Source organism: Candidatus Enterococcus moelleringii (assembly GCF_017377575.1).
Lineage (GTDB): Bacteria > Bacillota > Bacilli > Lactobacillales > Enterococcaceae > Enterococcus_A > Enterococcus_A moelleringii.
Map to the genome: position 1 here is coordinate 1 of NZ_JAFREM010000018.1, position 13,205 is coordinate 13,205.

13 protein-coding genes are annotated in these 13,205 nt (G+C 42.8%); 11 read left to right on the forward strand and 2 right to left on the reverse strand.

Features of this window, described 5'->3' with window-relative positions; translation table 11 throughout:
• Positions 1-30: 30 nt before the first annotated feature.
• Complete coding sequence (locus tag JZO70_RS11150) at positions 31-1,503, reverse strand: helix-turn-helix domain-containing protein (protein ID WP_207673653.1); 1,473 nt, start codon at positions 1,501-1,503, stop codon at positions 31-33.
• A 615-nt stretch (positions 1,504-2,118) separates the two neighbouring features.
• On the opposite strand from JZO70_RS11150, the gene JZO70_RS11155 reads away from it, so the two are divergent.
• The 7 genes from JZO70_RS11155 to JZO70_RS11185 all read left to right on the forward strand — a co-directional run bounded on the left by JZO70_RS11155 (position 2,119) and on the right by JZO70_RS11185 (position 9,249).
• Positions 2,119-2,811, forward strand: a complete 693-nt coding sequence (locus JZO70_RS11155; RefSeq protein WP_207673654.1) for a helix-turn-helix domain-containing protein — start codon at positions 2,119-2,121, stop codon at positions 2,809-2,811.
• Positions 2,812-2,885: 74 nt separating this feature from the next.
• The gene (locus JZO70_RS11160; RefSeq protein WP_207673655.1) at positions 2,886-5,558 is read left to right on the forward strand and encodes a pectate lyase-like adhesive domain-containing protein; all 2,673 of its coding nucleotides are present in this window, start codon (positions 2,886-2,888) and stop codon (positions 5,556-5,558) included.
• A gap of 13 nt (positions 5,559-5,571) precedes the next feature.
• Positions 5,572-5,943, forward strand: coding sequence for an EF2685/EF0750 family sortase-dependent surface protein (locus JZO70_RS11165; protein WP_207673656.1), 372 nt, complete (start codon positions 5,572-5,574; stop codon positions 5,941-5,943).
• Positions 5,943-6,518 carry a WxL domain-containing protein gene (locus JZO70_RS11170; RefSeq protein ID WP_207673657.1) on the forward strand — a complete coding sequence of 192 codons (576 nt, stop codon included), beginning with the start codon at positions 5,943-5,945 and terminating at the stop codon, positions 6,516-6,518. The genes JZO70_RS11165 and JZO70_RS11170 overlap by 1 nt, the downstream gene beginning before the upstream one ends.
• A gap of 36 nt (positions 6,519-6,554) precedes the next feature.
• Positions 6,555-7,274 carry a WxL domain-containing protein gene (locus JZO70_RS11175; RefSeq protein WP_207673658.1) on the forward strand — a complete coding sequence of 240 codons (720 nt, stop codon included), beginning with the start codon at positions 6,555-6,557 and terminating at the stop codon, positions 7,272-7,274.
• A 147-nt stretch (positions 7,275-7,421) separates the two neighbouring features.
• Complete coding sequence (locus tag JZO70_RS11180; protein ID WP_207673659.1) at positions 7,422-8,513, forward strand: WxLIP family cell surface protein; 1,092 nt, start codon at positions 7,422-7,424, stop codon at positions 8,511-8,513.
• Complete coding sequence (locus JZO70_RS11185; protein WP_207673660.1) at positions 8,506-9,249, forward strand: class A sortase; 744 nt, start codon at positions 8,506-8,508, stop codon at positions 9,247-9,249. Before JZO70_RS11180 ends, JZO70_RS11185 begins: the two co-directional genes overlap by 8 nt.
• 74 nt (positions 9,250-9,323) lie before the next feature.
• Here the strand turns inward: JZO70_RS11185 and JZO70_RS11190 are convergent, their stop codons facing one another.
• Positions 9,324-9,842 carry a GNAT family N-acetyltransferase gene (locus tag JZO70_RS11190; RefSeq protein WP_207673661.1) on the reverse strand — a complete coding sequence of 173 codons (519 nt, stop codon included), beginning with the start codon at positions 9,840-9,842 and terminating at the stop codon, positions 9,324-9,326.
• 200 nt (positions 9,843-10,042) lie between these two features.
• Between JZO70_RS11190 and hemW the strand changes: the two genes are divergently transcribed.
• From hemW to grpE, 4 genes are all read left to right on the forward strand, one after another.
• On the forward strand, positions 10,043-11,212 hold the full coding sequence (gene hemW, locus JZO70_RS11195) for a radical SAM family heme chaperone HemW (protein ID WP_207673662.1): 1,170 nt from the start codon (positions 10,043-10,045) through the stop codon (positions 11,210-11,212).
• Between the two features lie 121 nt (positions 11,213-11,333).
• Complete coding sequence (hrcA, locus tag JZO70_RS11200) at positions 11,334-12,377, forward strand: heat-inducible transcriptional repressor HrcA (RefSeq protein WP_207673663.1); 1,044 nt, start codon at positions 11,334-11,336, stop codon at positions 12,375-12,377.
• A gap of 14 nt (positions 12,378-12,391) precedes the next feature.
• Entirely contained in the window at positions 12,392-12,598 is a 207-nt protein-coding gene (locus JZO70_RS11205; protein ID WP_207673664.1) for a hypothetical protein, read from the forward strand.
• Between the two features lie 54 nt (positions 12,599-12,652).
• Positions 12,653-13,177, forward strand: a complete 525-nt coding sequence (gene grpE, locus JZO70_RS11210; protein ID WP_430748896.1) for a nucleotide exchange factor GrpE — start codon at positions 12,653-12,655, stop codon at positions 13,175-13,177.
• Positions 13,178-13,205: the final 28 nt, after the last annotated feature.

Below are 13,205 nucleotides of genomic sequence, written 5' to 3' on the forward strand. Positions count from 1 at the left end.
TTCCCCTCTACCCTATTTTTGACCTCGCAATCAGCTGTTTTTTGCCAAAGGTGTTCGTTTAATTTTTTGATATTCCTCGTACAAAAGTTTGAACATTCCAGTTTTGGTTTCAGTGGACAGCCCCTTCAAATCGATTAAAATGCTGGGCTTCGTCTGCTCAGGCAGATGATTCACAAAAGTTGAAATATATAGATCCACCTCTGAAGCAGCGTTCTTCGCAAAGCTGTATTCAACGAAGGAAAGCTCAGCGAGAAATTCAATGATCTCCACCTGCAAGGGATAATTCGGCATAGGAGCAATCCCCACCTTCAGTTTTCGCTCATGCTGCTTCAAAAAAGGCGTTACTACATAATTCAGGTACAAAATAAGACTGTCGCTGCAATCCTCCACCCATTCCAATTCCATTTGGCGAGTGATTTTGTTTACAAAGGCGGTGATCCTTTTAACAGCTGCGCCTCTTGCCGGTAGCATATCCTGGCTGCGGACCTTAAATTCCGAAATGTTGAAAATCACCCGTTCCATCGGGAAAAACTTCAAAAGCACAATCAGAATATTGGCAGATTGTACCGGGGATTTCTTGTCCACTAATTTTGGCCCTAAATGAGTTAAGCATTGCTTTACCAGCTTAGCCAGCGCAGACTTTTCCTTCGCCAGCACCTCAAAGTAGTCCATCATTTTTTCCGTGCGAAGATCGTCGGGTTCAATCACAAAGTTGGAATGAAAAATTGCATAAAGCAGTCCGTAAAATTCCTGCTGTGCCTGCTGTTGATCAGTCACATACTGGCCAATATATTTCCCTAAATACTGACGGTCGTTTTCACTAAAAGGCAGATTATCCAAGGGGAAAAAAGGCATCGGATAATTTGCCGCCATCCGCTTCTTGGCAATTAAAAGAGTCAACAGCACTTCATCGGTATTAATGGAAGGACAGGTCAAAACACCAATTTTTTCCAACACTTCAATTTCCTCAGAAAGGTCGTTTTCATTTTCAATAATATCAGCCCCATAAGAAATAACCCAGAAAGCCGAATAAAAAAGACTGCGAATCTCAAATTCATTGCCGATAAATTTCATGCTGGAAAGGCGAATTTTAATGTCAAAACGTTTAAAAAAATCAACTAGGGGTGTCAGTATTCTCCTAGCTGAGGAGGTGGTGACATAGGAAAAAGTACAGAAATCAGCAAAGTCGTTCTCTGGATACCTAAAGGCGTACAAAATAAAACGATAGGCCAGCGACTTCCGAGCCAAATACAGGCGGTATTCGGAAATATTCACTTGTTTTCTGATCCATGTAATGCGTGATTCTTCATCTAACAGTTTAAAACTATACAATTCAGCGACATCTCGATTTATTTTGGGTAAATAGGAATTAATGGTTCGTTTCGATAAGTTGGTTAAGGAACTTAAATAGGCGACTGAATATGTTCCCGAATCCAAATGAGTAATAGCCTCCAAAATAGCTATTTTCTTTCTCGCTTCTTCGTTTAAAAATATTGAGAGCATGGGTTTATTCTCCTCCGTCTATAAGGGCAGATGGTTCGGTCTCGAAATAATAGTGCAGGATCGGGACTAAGACTGCCGCTTCAGAATTTATTGTACCAATTCTTTTCTTAAAGTAAATATACGCAGAAAAAAAGATTTCGCTTCAAACCGGATAAAAAAGATTTATTTAATCGAAATCGAGTAATTTTGGTGAGAAATTATCAGTGAAAACGGCTAAATGAATAGCGGAAAATTTTTTTTCTATTTTTTACCCCGTTCGCGGTGCATAAAATGGAAAAAAATCGAAAAAAAGATCATTTTGATAACAGTATAAAAAGGGGAAAACCTTGTTAATCAAGCCTTAATTTGTTTATCAATAACCATTCTAGATATTAGATTTTGCTTATATCATAATGGAACCTGAATTTTTATTTAATCATAATTGCAGTTATAATCTTAAGTGCTGAAAGTAAGAAACATTTAATAGCGTATAAAGTGTACATAAGTAACGTTCTGTAATGATAAAAGGCGAAACCTGTGATCGTCAAGCTGGTACTAAGCAGAAATTAATTGAGAATGCGAATGAGAAATTTGTTAAGCACTGAAAAAAGTAAATCGATAGGTGGTAGATCAATCATGAAATTTGAATATGTCTTGCTTCTGACCAAGAATGCGTTAAACGAAACAGATATCCAACTAAAGCTGCAGAGAATGGACATCGATGTGTTTTGTACAACCCATTTTTCCGATGGTATTGAATTTTCAAAACGTTTCAGTCAGTTGCTAGGTAAACACTGGCTAGTTATTTTGAGTGAGACCTTGTCAGACAACGAAGTGGAAGAAATTGCTGAGAAATTAAACGGTAGAATCACTATGATTCGAAAAATGGACAGCCCTCCAAAAGTAGAACGGCTGGAAAAAATGAAGAATCAAGGGATTAAGGATTGGATACCTTGTGCGGCAACAATTGAAGACTTTCACGAGCTGTTTGCCGTCACTCAATCAACTGTGACTATAGAGGAAGAACAAGATTTAGTAGGAAAACAAAATATCGCGGTATTGTATAGATTAACTAAAATAGAAAGAGATTTTATTAACAAATTGTTTGAGGCAAAGGGAGAGGTGTTATCTCGGGAGGAACTCGCCCAAGATCTATGGAAAAGCAATGAATCGAAATCCTTGGATTCCAGCAAGGCTCAGCTATCAATGATTACCAAAAATATTAATAAGAAGGTTGGCGAGCTTTTCAAATACGGCATCATGATCCAGACGGTTTGGGGAAGAGGGTATCGGTTAACTGATGAAGTGCTGCGCAACTACTATATATAGGGCGCTATTAATTGATTAGTAAAGCCAGCTATTCAAACGAGTGTTAGACACGATAGCGAAGGGTGCGAAAGTTCATGCTGCAAAAATTAAAGAAAGCAGGGAATCGAAAGTTGAAAAAGGGTCTAAAGATTCTTAGTTTGATGTTTATTGCTTCCGCGTCAGTGGCGCCCGTATTTGCGGAAACGGTCACTAAGAGTGGGGAAGTTCAAAGCAATCTTTCCAGTTCTGAAGAGCTGCCGCAGTCAAAATCAGACGAAATACTGGAAAACAGTCTCGACCAACTGAACCAGCGGGACATCGAAACGGAGGATTCAACAACCGCTACTGTTGAATCAACGGATGAGTCAGAAGCAACCGACACCTCAGACTCGATTGCTTCGACAGCTGAAACAGATCAAATCGATGAACTGAATCGTGGGGAGCAATCCGAAGAAACCAGTCAAACGGAAGAATCCACAGAAGCAGCAATAAAAGAGACAACGGATCAGGCAGGGACTAAAGCCGCGGTAACACTTGATGGACCGACTGAACGACAGCTGCCGGTGGATACAGCTGCACTTGAAGGGGCGGATAATGTTGCGGTTCGTGAAGTAACGAATGAATCGGAGTTCCAAAGCGCACTTGGACTTTCGAGGGATGGCAAAAATATTACGGTTATTAAGATTAAAAATGATTTCAGATTAACTTATTCTGGTCTTGGTCGCACTATGGTTTCCAATGAGGCTAATAGAATCATCGTCATCGAAGGAAACAATTACGCGATTGAGTTTACTGGAAGAAGCTACCAGATGACGAATTCGGTCGATGTGGTTGTCCAAAATCTGAACATAGGCAACGGTAATCCTTGGGGGATATTCGATGGCTACACGTATAGTCTTAATGACAATTCTGTTTATACTTTTCACGACATTAAGCAAGCAGGAACCCAAATATTTGAAGGTGGTCGTAGCAAAGTCATCCTGTCTGGGGAGACTACCCTAGAAAATGGAGTGAGCGGAAACCCCAATTATATTTCGCCTTTTGACGGACAGACGTATAATTTTACCTACGATCGAGCTTATTACAACTCATCAAATATCGAAGCCGGACAAATTTATATTAAGGAAGGTTCGAATATATTGGTTCGAAGTGGTATGAAGGGCGCCAATTTTGCTATTACTAGAAATGGCAATTTTTATATTGAACCTGGTGAACCTACTACAGTGACCTTAGATAATAATATCGTTTCTAGTTCTAATATACCGAATTGGACAATCGCCGATTATTCCCCGGCGGCCATTGCACTGAATAACGCAGCTCAATCTGCTCCTTGGCCTAATGGAGAGGTGAATTACGAAGGACAAACGAGTAATTTATTTTATATTCCAAAAAGCGCCACGGTCGAAATTATCAACGGTCAATCAAGACAGAGCAAAGCAGCTGTTCTCGATTTTACTGGAACAGGAGCTCGCGCCCAAATTGATGGCACATTGAAAATCACTTCCTATGGAGATGGGAGCAGAAATAAAGGACCCGGCGGTGAATTTTCTGGTGGGGAAGTCCCTGTTGAATTCCGCAATCGAGGGCTTTTAGCACTGGGGGAAGATGCAAGCTTTGAGATGAACATTACTGGTGCAACTTATAATAGTGGTCATGCACTCATGATGCGTGGCGAAGGTTCTGAGATTCGTTTGGGTAAAAATGCCAGCTTTAAAATTCGTTCGGATAGCCTAGATACCAGTCGAAACGATGGAACGATGATCTACATGGAAAAGCGCTCGGCAATCAACATCGGTGAGAACGCAATATTTGACATTGCTAAAACAAGAAACGGCAACGACAACGCTCTGATGAGATTGATATCAACCACTCTCAAAGCGGAAAATCCCCATTCAATCCGGTTATGGAACAATCAAAACCTGAGTGAGACGTCAAACTATAATTGGCAGCCGCTGCGGAATACGACTATTACCTACAACGGTACGCCGATCAGCAGCAAGAGCACAAGTTCCACTCATTTAGCAAGCCAAGAGGGGTTTAACGCAAATTTTAATACCAATGCTCATCAACGAGTAGTATTTGAACCGCCGACAGCAGCCGTGTTGACCATTCATCACCAAAAATATAAACATGGTACCGCCGAAGAAGAACCGGAAGAGGAAGAAATCTTAGTAAGCGTGAATGAAGAAATGGATACGGATTTCAGTCGCTATCAAAAAAATTATCCGGGTTACACTTACCGCGGACTCAAATCATCAAACCCTGATCCGCTGCCGCAATACATGCCTCCTGAAGGTATTGAGGTGGAATTAGAATACACCTACGACGGCAGTCTCAAAATGAATTATCCGACAACCTATGACTTTGGCAGCCACGCAATCAATATAAATGGATTAACTCTTACCCAACCAAAAACGTTAGATGCCCAAGGCCAACCTACCGCTTTAACAATTACCGATGATCGCTATACTACAAATTTATGGCAACTCACCTTGGCCGAAACGAAGCCATTAATGGTGAACTTAAGCGGTGGTGGAACGAGTTCATTAGCAGGTTGCTTGTACTACGACGACTTAGAAATCTCCAGCGCAGCGCGCATGGTAGAGTCAGACACCTTTGCGGCCAATACCGAAACTACTAAGAATATTAGCGACACCTGGTCTGAGACAACCGGCTTAATGCTGAAAGTGCCGATTGATCAGCAATATGCCGGGGATTACTCTGGTGAATTGACTTGGACTCTGACGGCTGGACCTAGCAATGAGTAGGGAGGAAAAAGCGATGCTCAAAAGAAAAAGATTTATTTCAATTATGTTGCTTTATTTACTGTTTTCGTCAGTTGCGTTCTCCTTGCCAACAGCCTACGCCAGCAGCTATGGCAGCAACGGTCAAATCGGGTTTTATGGAGAGTACGAGGAACCGCAAGAAGACAAAGTTGTTCCTCCAGCAGATTCGGCACCTGAATCTCGCACTTCAACAGAGCTTCCAAGGACAGCTGGAAGAGGCAGCCGGTACGGGATAACTGCCAACGGTAAGCGAACGCTGCCGCAAACCGGTCAAGTAAACTATTTTGGCATTAATCTAATTGGCTATCTGCTGGTAGGATTGTTGCTTTTATTAATAGTAAAAAACAAAAAAGGAGAACAGCAATAATGAAAAAAGCACATGCAGCAATTGTCTGTTTATTACTAGGAACAACCATGCTAGGCGGTCTTTCAGCCAACGCAGCTGAGGACAAGACAGCAACTGGGAAAGTAACGTTTACTCGCGGTGGAGATGAAGGAAACAACGGCCTTTACATCGAAAGTGTCTCAGATCTTGACTTCGGATCACAAGTTATTTCCATTCAGGAACAAAACTATATGACTACCGGCAATAAATTTGAAGTAGTCGACATTTCTGGTTTGTATTCAGGCTGGAATCTGCAAGTAAAACAAGGCGCACAATTTGCGGCAAATGGTTCTGAGCTTAACGGAGCCGAATTAACCTTAACCAATATCGCTTCTGACGGCACAGGCGTTGGTACAGCACCAGCAACAGTAGCCAGCTCTGTTAAGTTTGACAGCATGAACCAAAACTTTCCGATTGTATCAGCTGAAGCAAACCAAGGCAAAGGGAAATGGGGCTTTGACCATGGCAGTAATTTAGAAGTTCCTGCCAGTGCACTTCCTAACGCAGCCGAATATACCACTACGTTAACTTGGTCATTAGTTTCAGGACCTGCTTAATAATCAATCAAAAAAATTTATCGGAGGAAAATATATATGAAAAAGGCATCAATTCTAATCGCAGCGTTACTAGTAAGTGTTTCCGTTTTAGGCGGAACAGCGGCCCATGCGGCAACTTATGGATCAAACGGAGAAATCACCTTTATTCAAGACACTGATCCAACCGAACCAGGCAATCCAGAAGAACCGGGAAAACCAGTGGAGCCAGTTGATCCGACTGACCCAGAAGGACCCGGCGAAGGAACGGCCGGCCCGTTATCAATCGACTATGCGTCGAGCTTCCAATTCGGCAACCAAAAAATCTCCACCAAAACCGAAACCTATAACGCGCAGCTGCAAAAATACAACGGAGAGACTCCAGACGGCCCTAACTATGTCCAAGTAACTGACAAAACCGGTGAATATACCGGCTGGAATTTAACGGTTACTCAAGGCAGCCAATTCAAACAAGGAGAAAAAGAATTAAAAGGGGCGAAATTGTCCTTGAAAAATATTACAGCGAATAGTATCAACTTAGGCAACGGCGAAGATGCGATTGCAGGAGAAGATATTACCAACTTAGTCCCTGGAACTGCATCGCCAGTCGGTTCAGCTGAATCAGGAAAAGGGAAAGGAACCTGGACAATGCGCTTCGGTGCTGATGCAGAAGAGGCTAAAACTTCAGTTCAGCTGGAAGTTCCAGGCACTGCGAACCCTGAAAAAGGCAAATATGACACCGAGCTTACTTGGACACTGACTCAAGGACCAACTGCATAGACTGATCTTCAGCAAAGGAGAAAAAATGAAAAGAACAACAATCCGTTTTGCTTCAACGAACCAGCCCAAAATTAACACTATTTCACATAAACAAGACGGGATTTCCGATTTTACGGAAATTCCGTTCATTTGAAAGGAACGCGCAGTATGAAGAATAAATTCTCATTTATTTTATTAGTTACTAGTTTTATTGCCTTGTTTATCAGCTTAGGAGCAGCTGATTTCGCCGAAGCCTCCGAGTTTCCCTTCAGCGTGAACCCAGTATTGCCGGAAAATCAAATTGCCGGCCAAAAAGGCTATTACGATGTCCTGATGCAACCGGGGCAGGAACAAGAGCTGAGCTTAGAGCTGGCCAACGGCACCGCTCAAGATGTAACGGTGAATATTGCCTTATCTAACGCCAAAACCAATGATAACGGCGTAGTTGAATATTCAGCTAATGAGATTCCTGTACATAGCTCCTTGAAACATCCCTTTGAGGATTTAGTTGAATACGAAAAACAAGTCACCATTCCAGCAGGAAGCCAGCAGGTCTACACTTTTAAAGTGAAAATGCCAGAAGAAGAAATTCCTGGAGTTATTGCCGGTGGGATTTTCCTGCAAGCAGTCGAAAATGAAAACCAAGAATCGTCGGAAGAGCAAGGAGTAGCAGTAAAAAATAAGTTTGCCTACGCCTTGGCGGTATTGTTGAATCAATCGGAAGCTAAAGGGATCGGCGAATTGAAGCTGACCCAAGCCGAAGCTGCCCAACGAAATGTCCGTAATGTCATTAGAGGGCATTTTGAAAATCCAGCACCTTACTATCTAAATGGCTTAGCAATTATCGGGGAAGTTACCAGAGAAGGTGAAGACGAAGTACTCTACTCCTCAACTAGCGAAAATATGCAAATGGCGCCGAATTCATCCTTCTGGTACAGTATTCCGCTGGATGGGCAGGAGTTAGAAGCCGAAAATTATGTTTATCGAGCTACAGCCTATGCCGTTAAAGACACCGATGGGGAATATACCTTTGGTGAAGACAACGAAGGCAATCCGCAAAACTATCAGAAAAAATGGGAATTTGAGCAGCCCTTTGAAGTAACCCGGGGAACTGCGTCTTCCTTTAACGAGGCTGATGTGGATGTACAAGAAAACAAACCAGATATGACTTGGATTTATTACTTGCTGGGTGCGATTATCTTCCTATTGTTAATCGTCGTTATTTTGTTAGTCAGAAGAAACAAAAAGAAAGATGAATAGGATTGCTTTACGCCTGCTGATGCTGGTTTTATTAATCGTGGGAACCGCCTTTATCAGCTTGAATATTGCCAAAGGCTGGATGCTGGTTTTCCACCAAGCAGGAAACGAACCAGTCACCAGTCTAACCGAACTAAAAGAACCTAAATTCGAACCGATCCAACCGATTACCTTATCCGATGTCTGGCAAACTCCACCTACCGAAAATCAAGCGATAGGAACACTGATTATCCCATCGTTACAGATGAACTTACCAGTTTACGCTGGCCTAGAATCAGTGGATTTATTGTCAGGAGCCGGGACGATGTTTCCCGAAAGAAACCCGCAAACCAATAATTTTGTGATTGTCGGGCATCATGTCGGCTATTCGGAGCTGTTGTTTGGCAGTCTAGGTCAGCTGGAAAACGGTTCTCGTATTTTTCTCAATTATTTGGGTGAGGATTATGAATATGAGACCACTAAAAACCAAGTGATTCCCGAGACTGCGGTGTCCGTAGTGGATGAAGCAAATCGAGGAGAACTGACGTTGCTGACGTGTGACAAGGCTGGGGCTACTGAAAATCGCATTATGATCAAAGCTGCTCAACTACAAAAGGCTGCGATTTCTATCGCCGAGAATCACAAGGTTCGCCACCACAGGAAAATCCCAGCCAAGCTCGTCTGGCAGACCGCTGTTTTGAGTGTGCTTTTCACCGCTTTCCTGTTGATTATCTTTTCAGTTACCAAAAAGGAGCAGTAGTATAATAGTAGAAAGCCGCAAGAGTTTGAATCACGAATCTCTTGCGGCTGTTCTTTTTTGGAAACGCCCATAACCTAATCCACAACCTCAGCATAAAAATACCTCTTAATCTGCCGATAATCCTCCATTGACGAATGTCCGCTCTTCAAATGCAGCAACTCAAAGGTGGCACCCAACACCTCGACAAAATCATCCTTACCTTCAAAGCCGTTTTTCTGATAAAAGTTTTTGCGGTGGATTCGTTCTTCCTTGTTTTCGACGTCCTCTAAGATTTCTTCGATCAGTAGCATAAACTTATAGTCTCGATATTTTTCCTGCATCGCTTGCATCATCTGATGACCATATCCTTGCGAACGAATCGCTGGGTCGACAGCAAAGTAAAAAATATAGACAATCCCAGCATCCACAGTGTAATAGGTCATTCCTACCACCCGATTTTCTTGGATCAATCCGCCAAAATGACCTTTTCCAAGCCTAGCCATCTCCACCAGCCAGTCAAAGGGATGCTGCTCTTCTTTCGGGAACGACGCGAGATAAATTACCTTCACTTCAGCCAACAGGTCTGAATGAATTGAAATTTCTGTAAATTGCACCAGCGTGAATCCTCCTTTTAAAACTTTTCTTCATCATAAAGAATCGCTAAACAAAAAGCCAATAAATTTTGTCAAAAAATCATGCAGGCAACTAAGCAATAGCTTGACTTCTTTTCCAGATGATGAAATAGTAAGGAAGGCTTTTGGTGAATGCTGCCAAGCAACCCTCAAGAAGTTTGTTATTTGAAAGGAACTTAAGTATGCCAAATTTACATAAATCAGGCGCGGAGGATATCTCCGCCTATATCCATATACCGTTTTGCGAACACATCTGCTACTACTGCGATTTTAACAAGGTTTTTATTGAAGGACAGCCGGTGGATGAATACATCGAAGCACTTTTAAAGGAAGCCCAACTGCTGCATCAGCAATATCCGGCAGCTTCCAGCAAGACCCTTTACGTGGGTGGCGGCACACCGACTTCATTGAGTGCGCCCCAACTGGATCGTCTATTAAGCGGCCTGCGCAACACCTTGCCTTTTACTGAAGGAGAATTCACAGTAGAGGCCAATCCCGGGGACTTAACGGCTGAAAAGCTGGATGTCATGAAAACTTACGGCGTCAATCGTCTCTCTATGGGGGTGCAGACCTTCGACAATCGTTTACTGAAGAAAATCGGCCGCAAGCACACAGCCGAGGACGTCTATCAGACCATCGCTTTACTAGAAGAAAAAGACTTCTCCAATGTGTCGATTGATTTGATCTACGCTTTACCCGGCCAATCCTTGGAAAGCTTTCGGGATACAGTCAAGCGAGCTTTAGAACTGGATTTGCCTCATTATTCCTTGTACTCGCTGATCCTGGAAAACAAGACCATGTTTATGAACTGGGTACGGCGAGGAAAACTGGAGCTGCCGGATCAAGAGGTAGAAGCCCAAATGTTTTTAGAAACCATTGAAGCGATGGAAAAAGCCGGCCGCCATCAATACGAAGTCAGCAATTTCGCTAAACCCGGCTTTGAAAGTCAGCACAACCTGGTCTACTGGAACAACGAAAATTATTACGGTATCGGAGCAGGCGCCAGCGGTTATTTAGGCAACCTCCGCTACAAAAATCATGGCCCCATCCAGCACTACTTAAAGCCGCTAAAAGAAAATAAGCTGCCCATGATCGAAGAGGAGCTGCTTACCCGAAAAGCGCAAATTGAAGAAGAAATGTTTTTGGGTTTACGGAAGCTCTCAGGGGTCAATAAAGAAAAATTTAAGCAAAAATTTAACTGTTCATTGGCAGACATTTACCAGGAAAAAATCGACGTTTTAGTGGCAGAAGGGCTGCTGAAAGAGACCGCTGAAGCCTTGATGTTAACGCAAAACGGGCTGTTTCGCGGCAACGACGTTTTTGAACAATTTTTAATCGAATCCGACAATTAGCACTCTCGACCCGAGAGTGCTAATTTTTGCATATAATTACTTGACTTCCTGTGTCAATGTGATATATTAGTAATCGGGTTAGCACTTATCAAGAAAGAGTGCTAACAAGAGGGTGAAGATCATGTTAACGGAACGACAAAATTTAATTCTTAGTTTAATCATCCAACAATTTACCACCAGCGGACAACCCGTTGGCTCAAAGAAATTGATGGAAGAAGGCGTCAATGCCAGTTCAGCTACTATTAGAAATGACATGAAGGCATTGGAAGAATATGGTTTGTTGGAAAAGACACATTCTTCTTCTGGACGAATCCCATCAATGAAGGGCTATCGCTATTATGTTGATCACCTGCTGAAGCCAGGAATGGTGACAGATCAAGAAGTGGATCAAATCCGCTCCTCTTTAAGGAAGGATATCCACGAGATTGACGACATTATTCGTCAGTCTGCCGACATTCTTTCTCAAGTGACCAGCTACACGGCGTTTTCTTTAGGCCCTGAGATGAAGGATCGCAAGCTGACCGGCTTTCGGATTGTCCCATTGAATGACAAGCAGATCTTAGCGATTATCGTAACCGACCGCGGCAACGTGGAAAGCCAGGTGTTTCGCATTCCCGACAACGTGGAAAGCAGCGACCTGGAAAAAATGGTGGCGATTATCAATGACCGCTTAGTGGGTGAACCCCTGCTGACGGTGTATCAGAAGCTGCGGACGGAAATTCCGATGATTTTGCATCGTTATTTTCAAACCACCGACGGCATCTCGCACCTGTTTGATGTCGTGTTGAATGAAGCCTTTGAAGATAAGGTCTTTGTCAGCGGCGGCATGAACATTCTCAACTACAATCATGATCCAGATGTACAGCAGTTCAAGACGATGTATTCGTTAATGCAAGACCCTAGCAAGTTAACGCAGCTTTTGCAGCCTTCTACCGCGCCGATTCATATTCGGATTGGTACTGAGCTGGGCAATGAACTTTTTGATAATATGAGCCTGATTCAAGCAAGTTACGAGATCGAGGGACATGGAAAAGGTATAATCGGTTTGTTGGGTCCAGCAAATATGCCTTATTCCCGAATGTTCAGTTTGATTGACGTATTCCGCAAGGAGCTTGGAAGCAAGTTGGCGGACTATTATCGTTCGCTTGACCGACCAGATCAATAAAGGAGCTGTTGGCAATGAGCGACAAAGAATTTGATAAAGAAGCTGTCGATATGTCCGGTGTTTCTGAAGAAGAAGCCGAGGCAGTCGAAAAAGCTTTTAAAAATAAAAACACCCAGTATGATCAATTTTCCGAAGACGCCGTAGATGATTCCGGTATGACTGAAGAACAGACGGAAGCTTTTGCGGAAGCGTACGAAGAAAGCAAAAAAGAAAAGCTATAAGTTTTACTCCCTGCTGATGCAAATCAAAACAAGGGAAGAAAGGTGGGCCCAATTGTGAGTGAAAAAGAAGTAGAAAAAAATGAAGAGCTGGAAGTTGAAGAAACCGAAGCAACCGAAGAAGTGGAAGCTTCACAAGAAGAGCTTTTACAGGCCAAAGTGGACGAACTTGAGGACCAGTATTTGAGAGCACGAGCGGAGATTGCCAATATCACCAACCGCAACCGCAACGAAAGAGAACAATTGCAAAAATACCGTTCTCAAGACTTAGGTAAAAAACTGATTCCAGTCATTGATAACTTGGAACGGGCAATGGAAACCGAAGTAGCTGATGATCAAGGCCAAAGCTTGAAAAAAGGTGTGGAAATGACCTTGGAAAGCTTGCGTCATGCCTTAAAAGAAGAAGGCATTGAAGAAATCAAGGCGGACGGCGAAGCCTTCGACCCGAATCTTCACCAAGCCCTGCAAACTATGCCGGCAGAAGACGGTGTGGCCGCAGACACAATTATTCAAGTCTTGCAAAAAGGCTATAAACTTCACGATCGTGTGTTACGCCCAGCAATGGTTATCGTAGCACAATAATATAGATAAAAATTTAAAGGAGCGTATT

Excerpts from the sequence above, each read along its gene's own strand:
- JZO70_RS11150 (WP_207673653.1), bottom strand. The coding sequence starts at position 1,503 with ATGCTCTCAATATTTTTAAACGAAGAAGCGAGAAAGAAAATAGCTATT.
- JZO70_RS11155 (WP_207673654.1), top strand. The coding sequence starts at position 2,119 with ATGAAATTTGAATATGTCTTGCTTCTGACCAAGAATGCGTTAAACGAA.
- JZO70_RS11160 (WP_207673655.1), top strand. The coding sequence starts at position 2,886 with ATGCTGCAAAAATTAAAGAAAGCAGGGAATCGAAAGTTGAAAAAGGGT.
- JZO70_RS11165 (WP_207673656.1), top strand. The coding sequence starts at position 5,572 with ATGCTCAAAAGAAAAAGATTTATTTCAATTATGTTGCTTTATTTACTG.
- JZO70_RS11170 (WP_207673657.1), top strand. The coding sequence starts at position 5,943 with ATGAAAAAAGCACATGCAGCAATTGTCTGTTTATTACTAGGAACAACC.
- JZO70_RS11175 (WP_207673658.1), top strand. The coding sequence starts at position 6,555 with ATGAAAAAGGCATCAATTCTAATCGCAGCGTTACTAGTAAGTGTTTCC.
- JZO70_RS11180 (WP_207673659.1), top strand. The coding sequence starts at position 7,422 with ATGAAGAATAAATTCTCATTTATTTTATTAGTTACTAGTTTTATTGCC.
- JZO70_RS11185 (WP_207673660.1), top strand. The coding sequence starts at position 8,506 with ATGAATAGGATTGCTTTACGCCTGCTGATGCTGGTTTTATTAATCGTG.
- hemW (WP_207673662.1), top strand. The coding sequence starts at position 10,043 with ATGCCAAATTTACATAAATCAGGCGCGGAGGATATCTCCGCCTATATC.
- hrcA (WP_207673663.1), top strand. The coding sequence starts at position 11,334 with ATGTTAACGGAACGACAAAATTTAATTCTTAGTTTAATCATCCAACAA.
- JZO70_RS11205 (WP_207673664.1), top strand. The coding sequence starts at position 12,392 with ATGAGCGACAAAGAATTTGATAAAGAAGCTGTCGATATGTCCGGTGTT.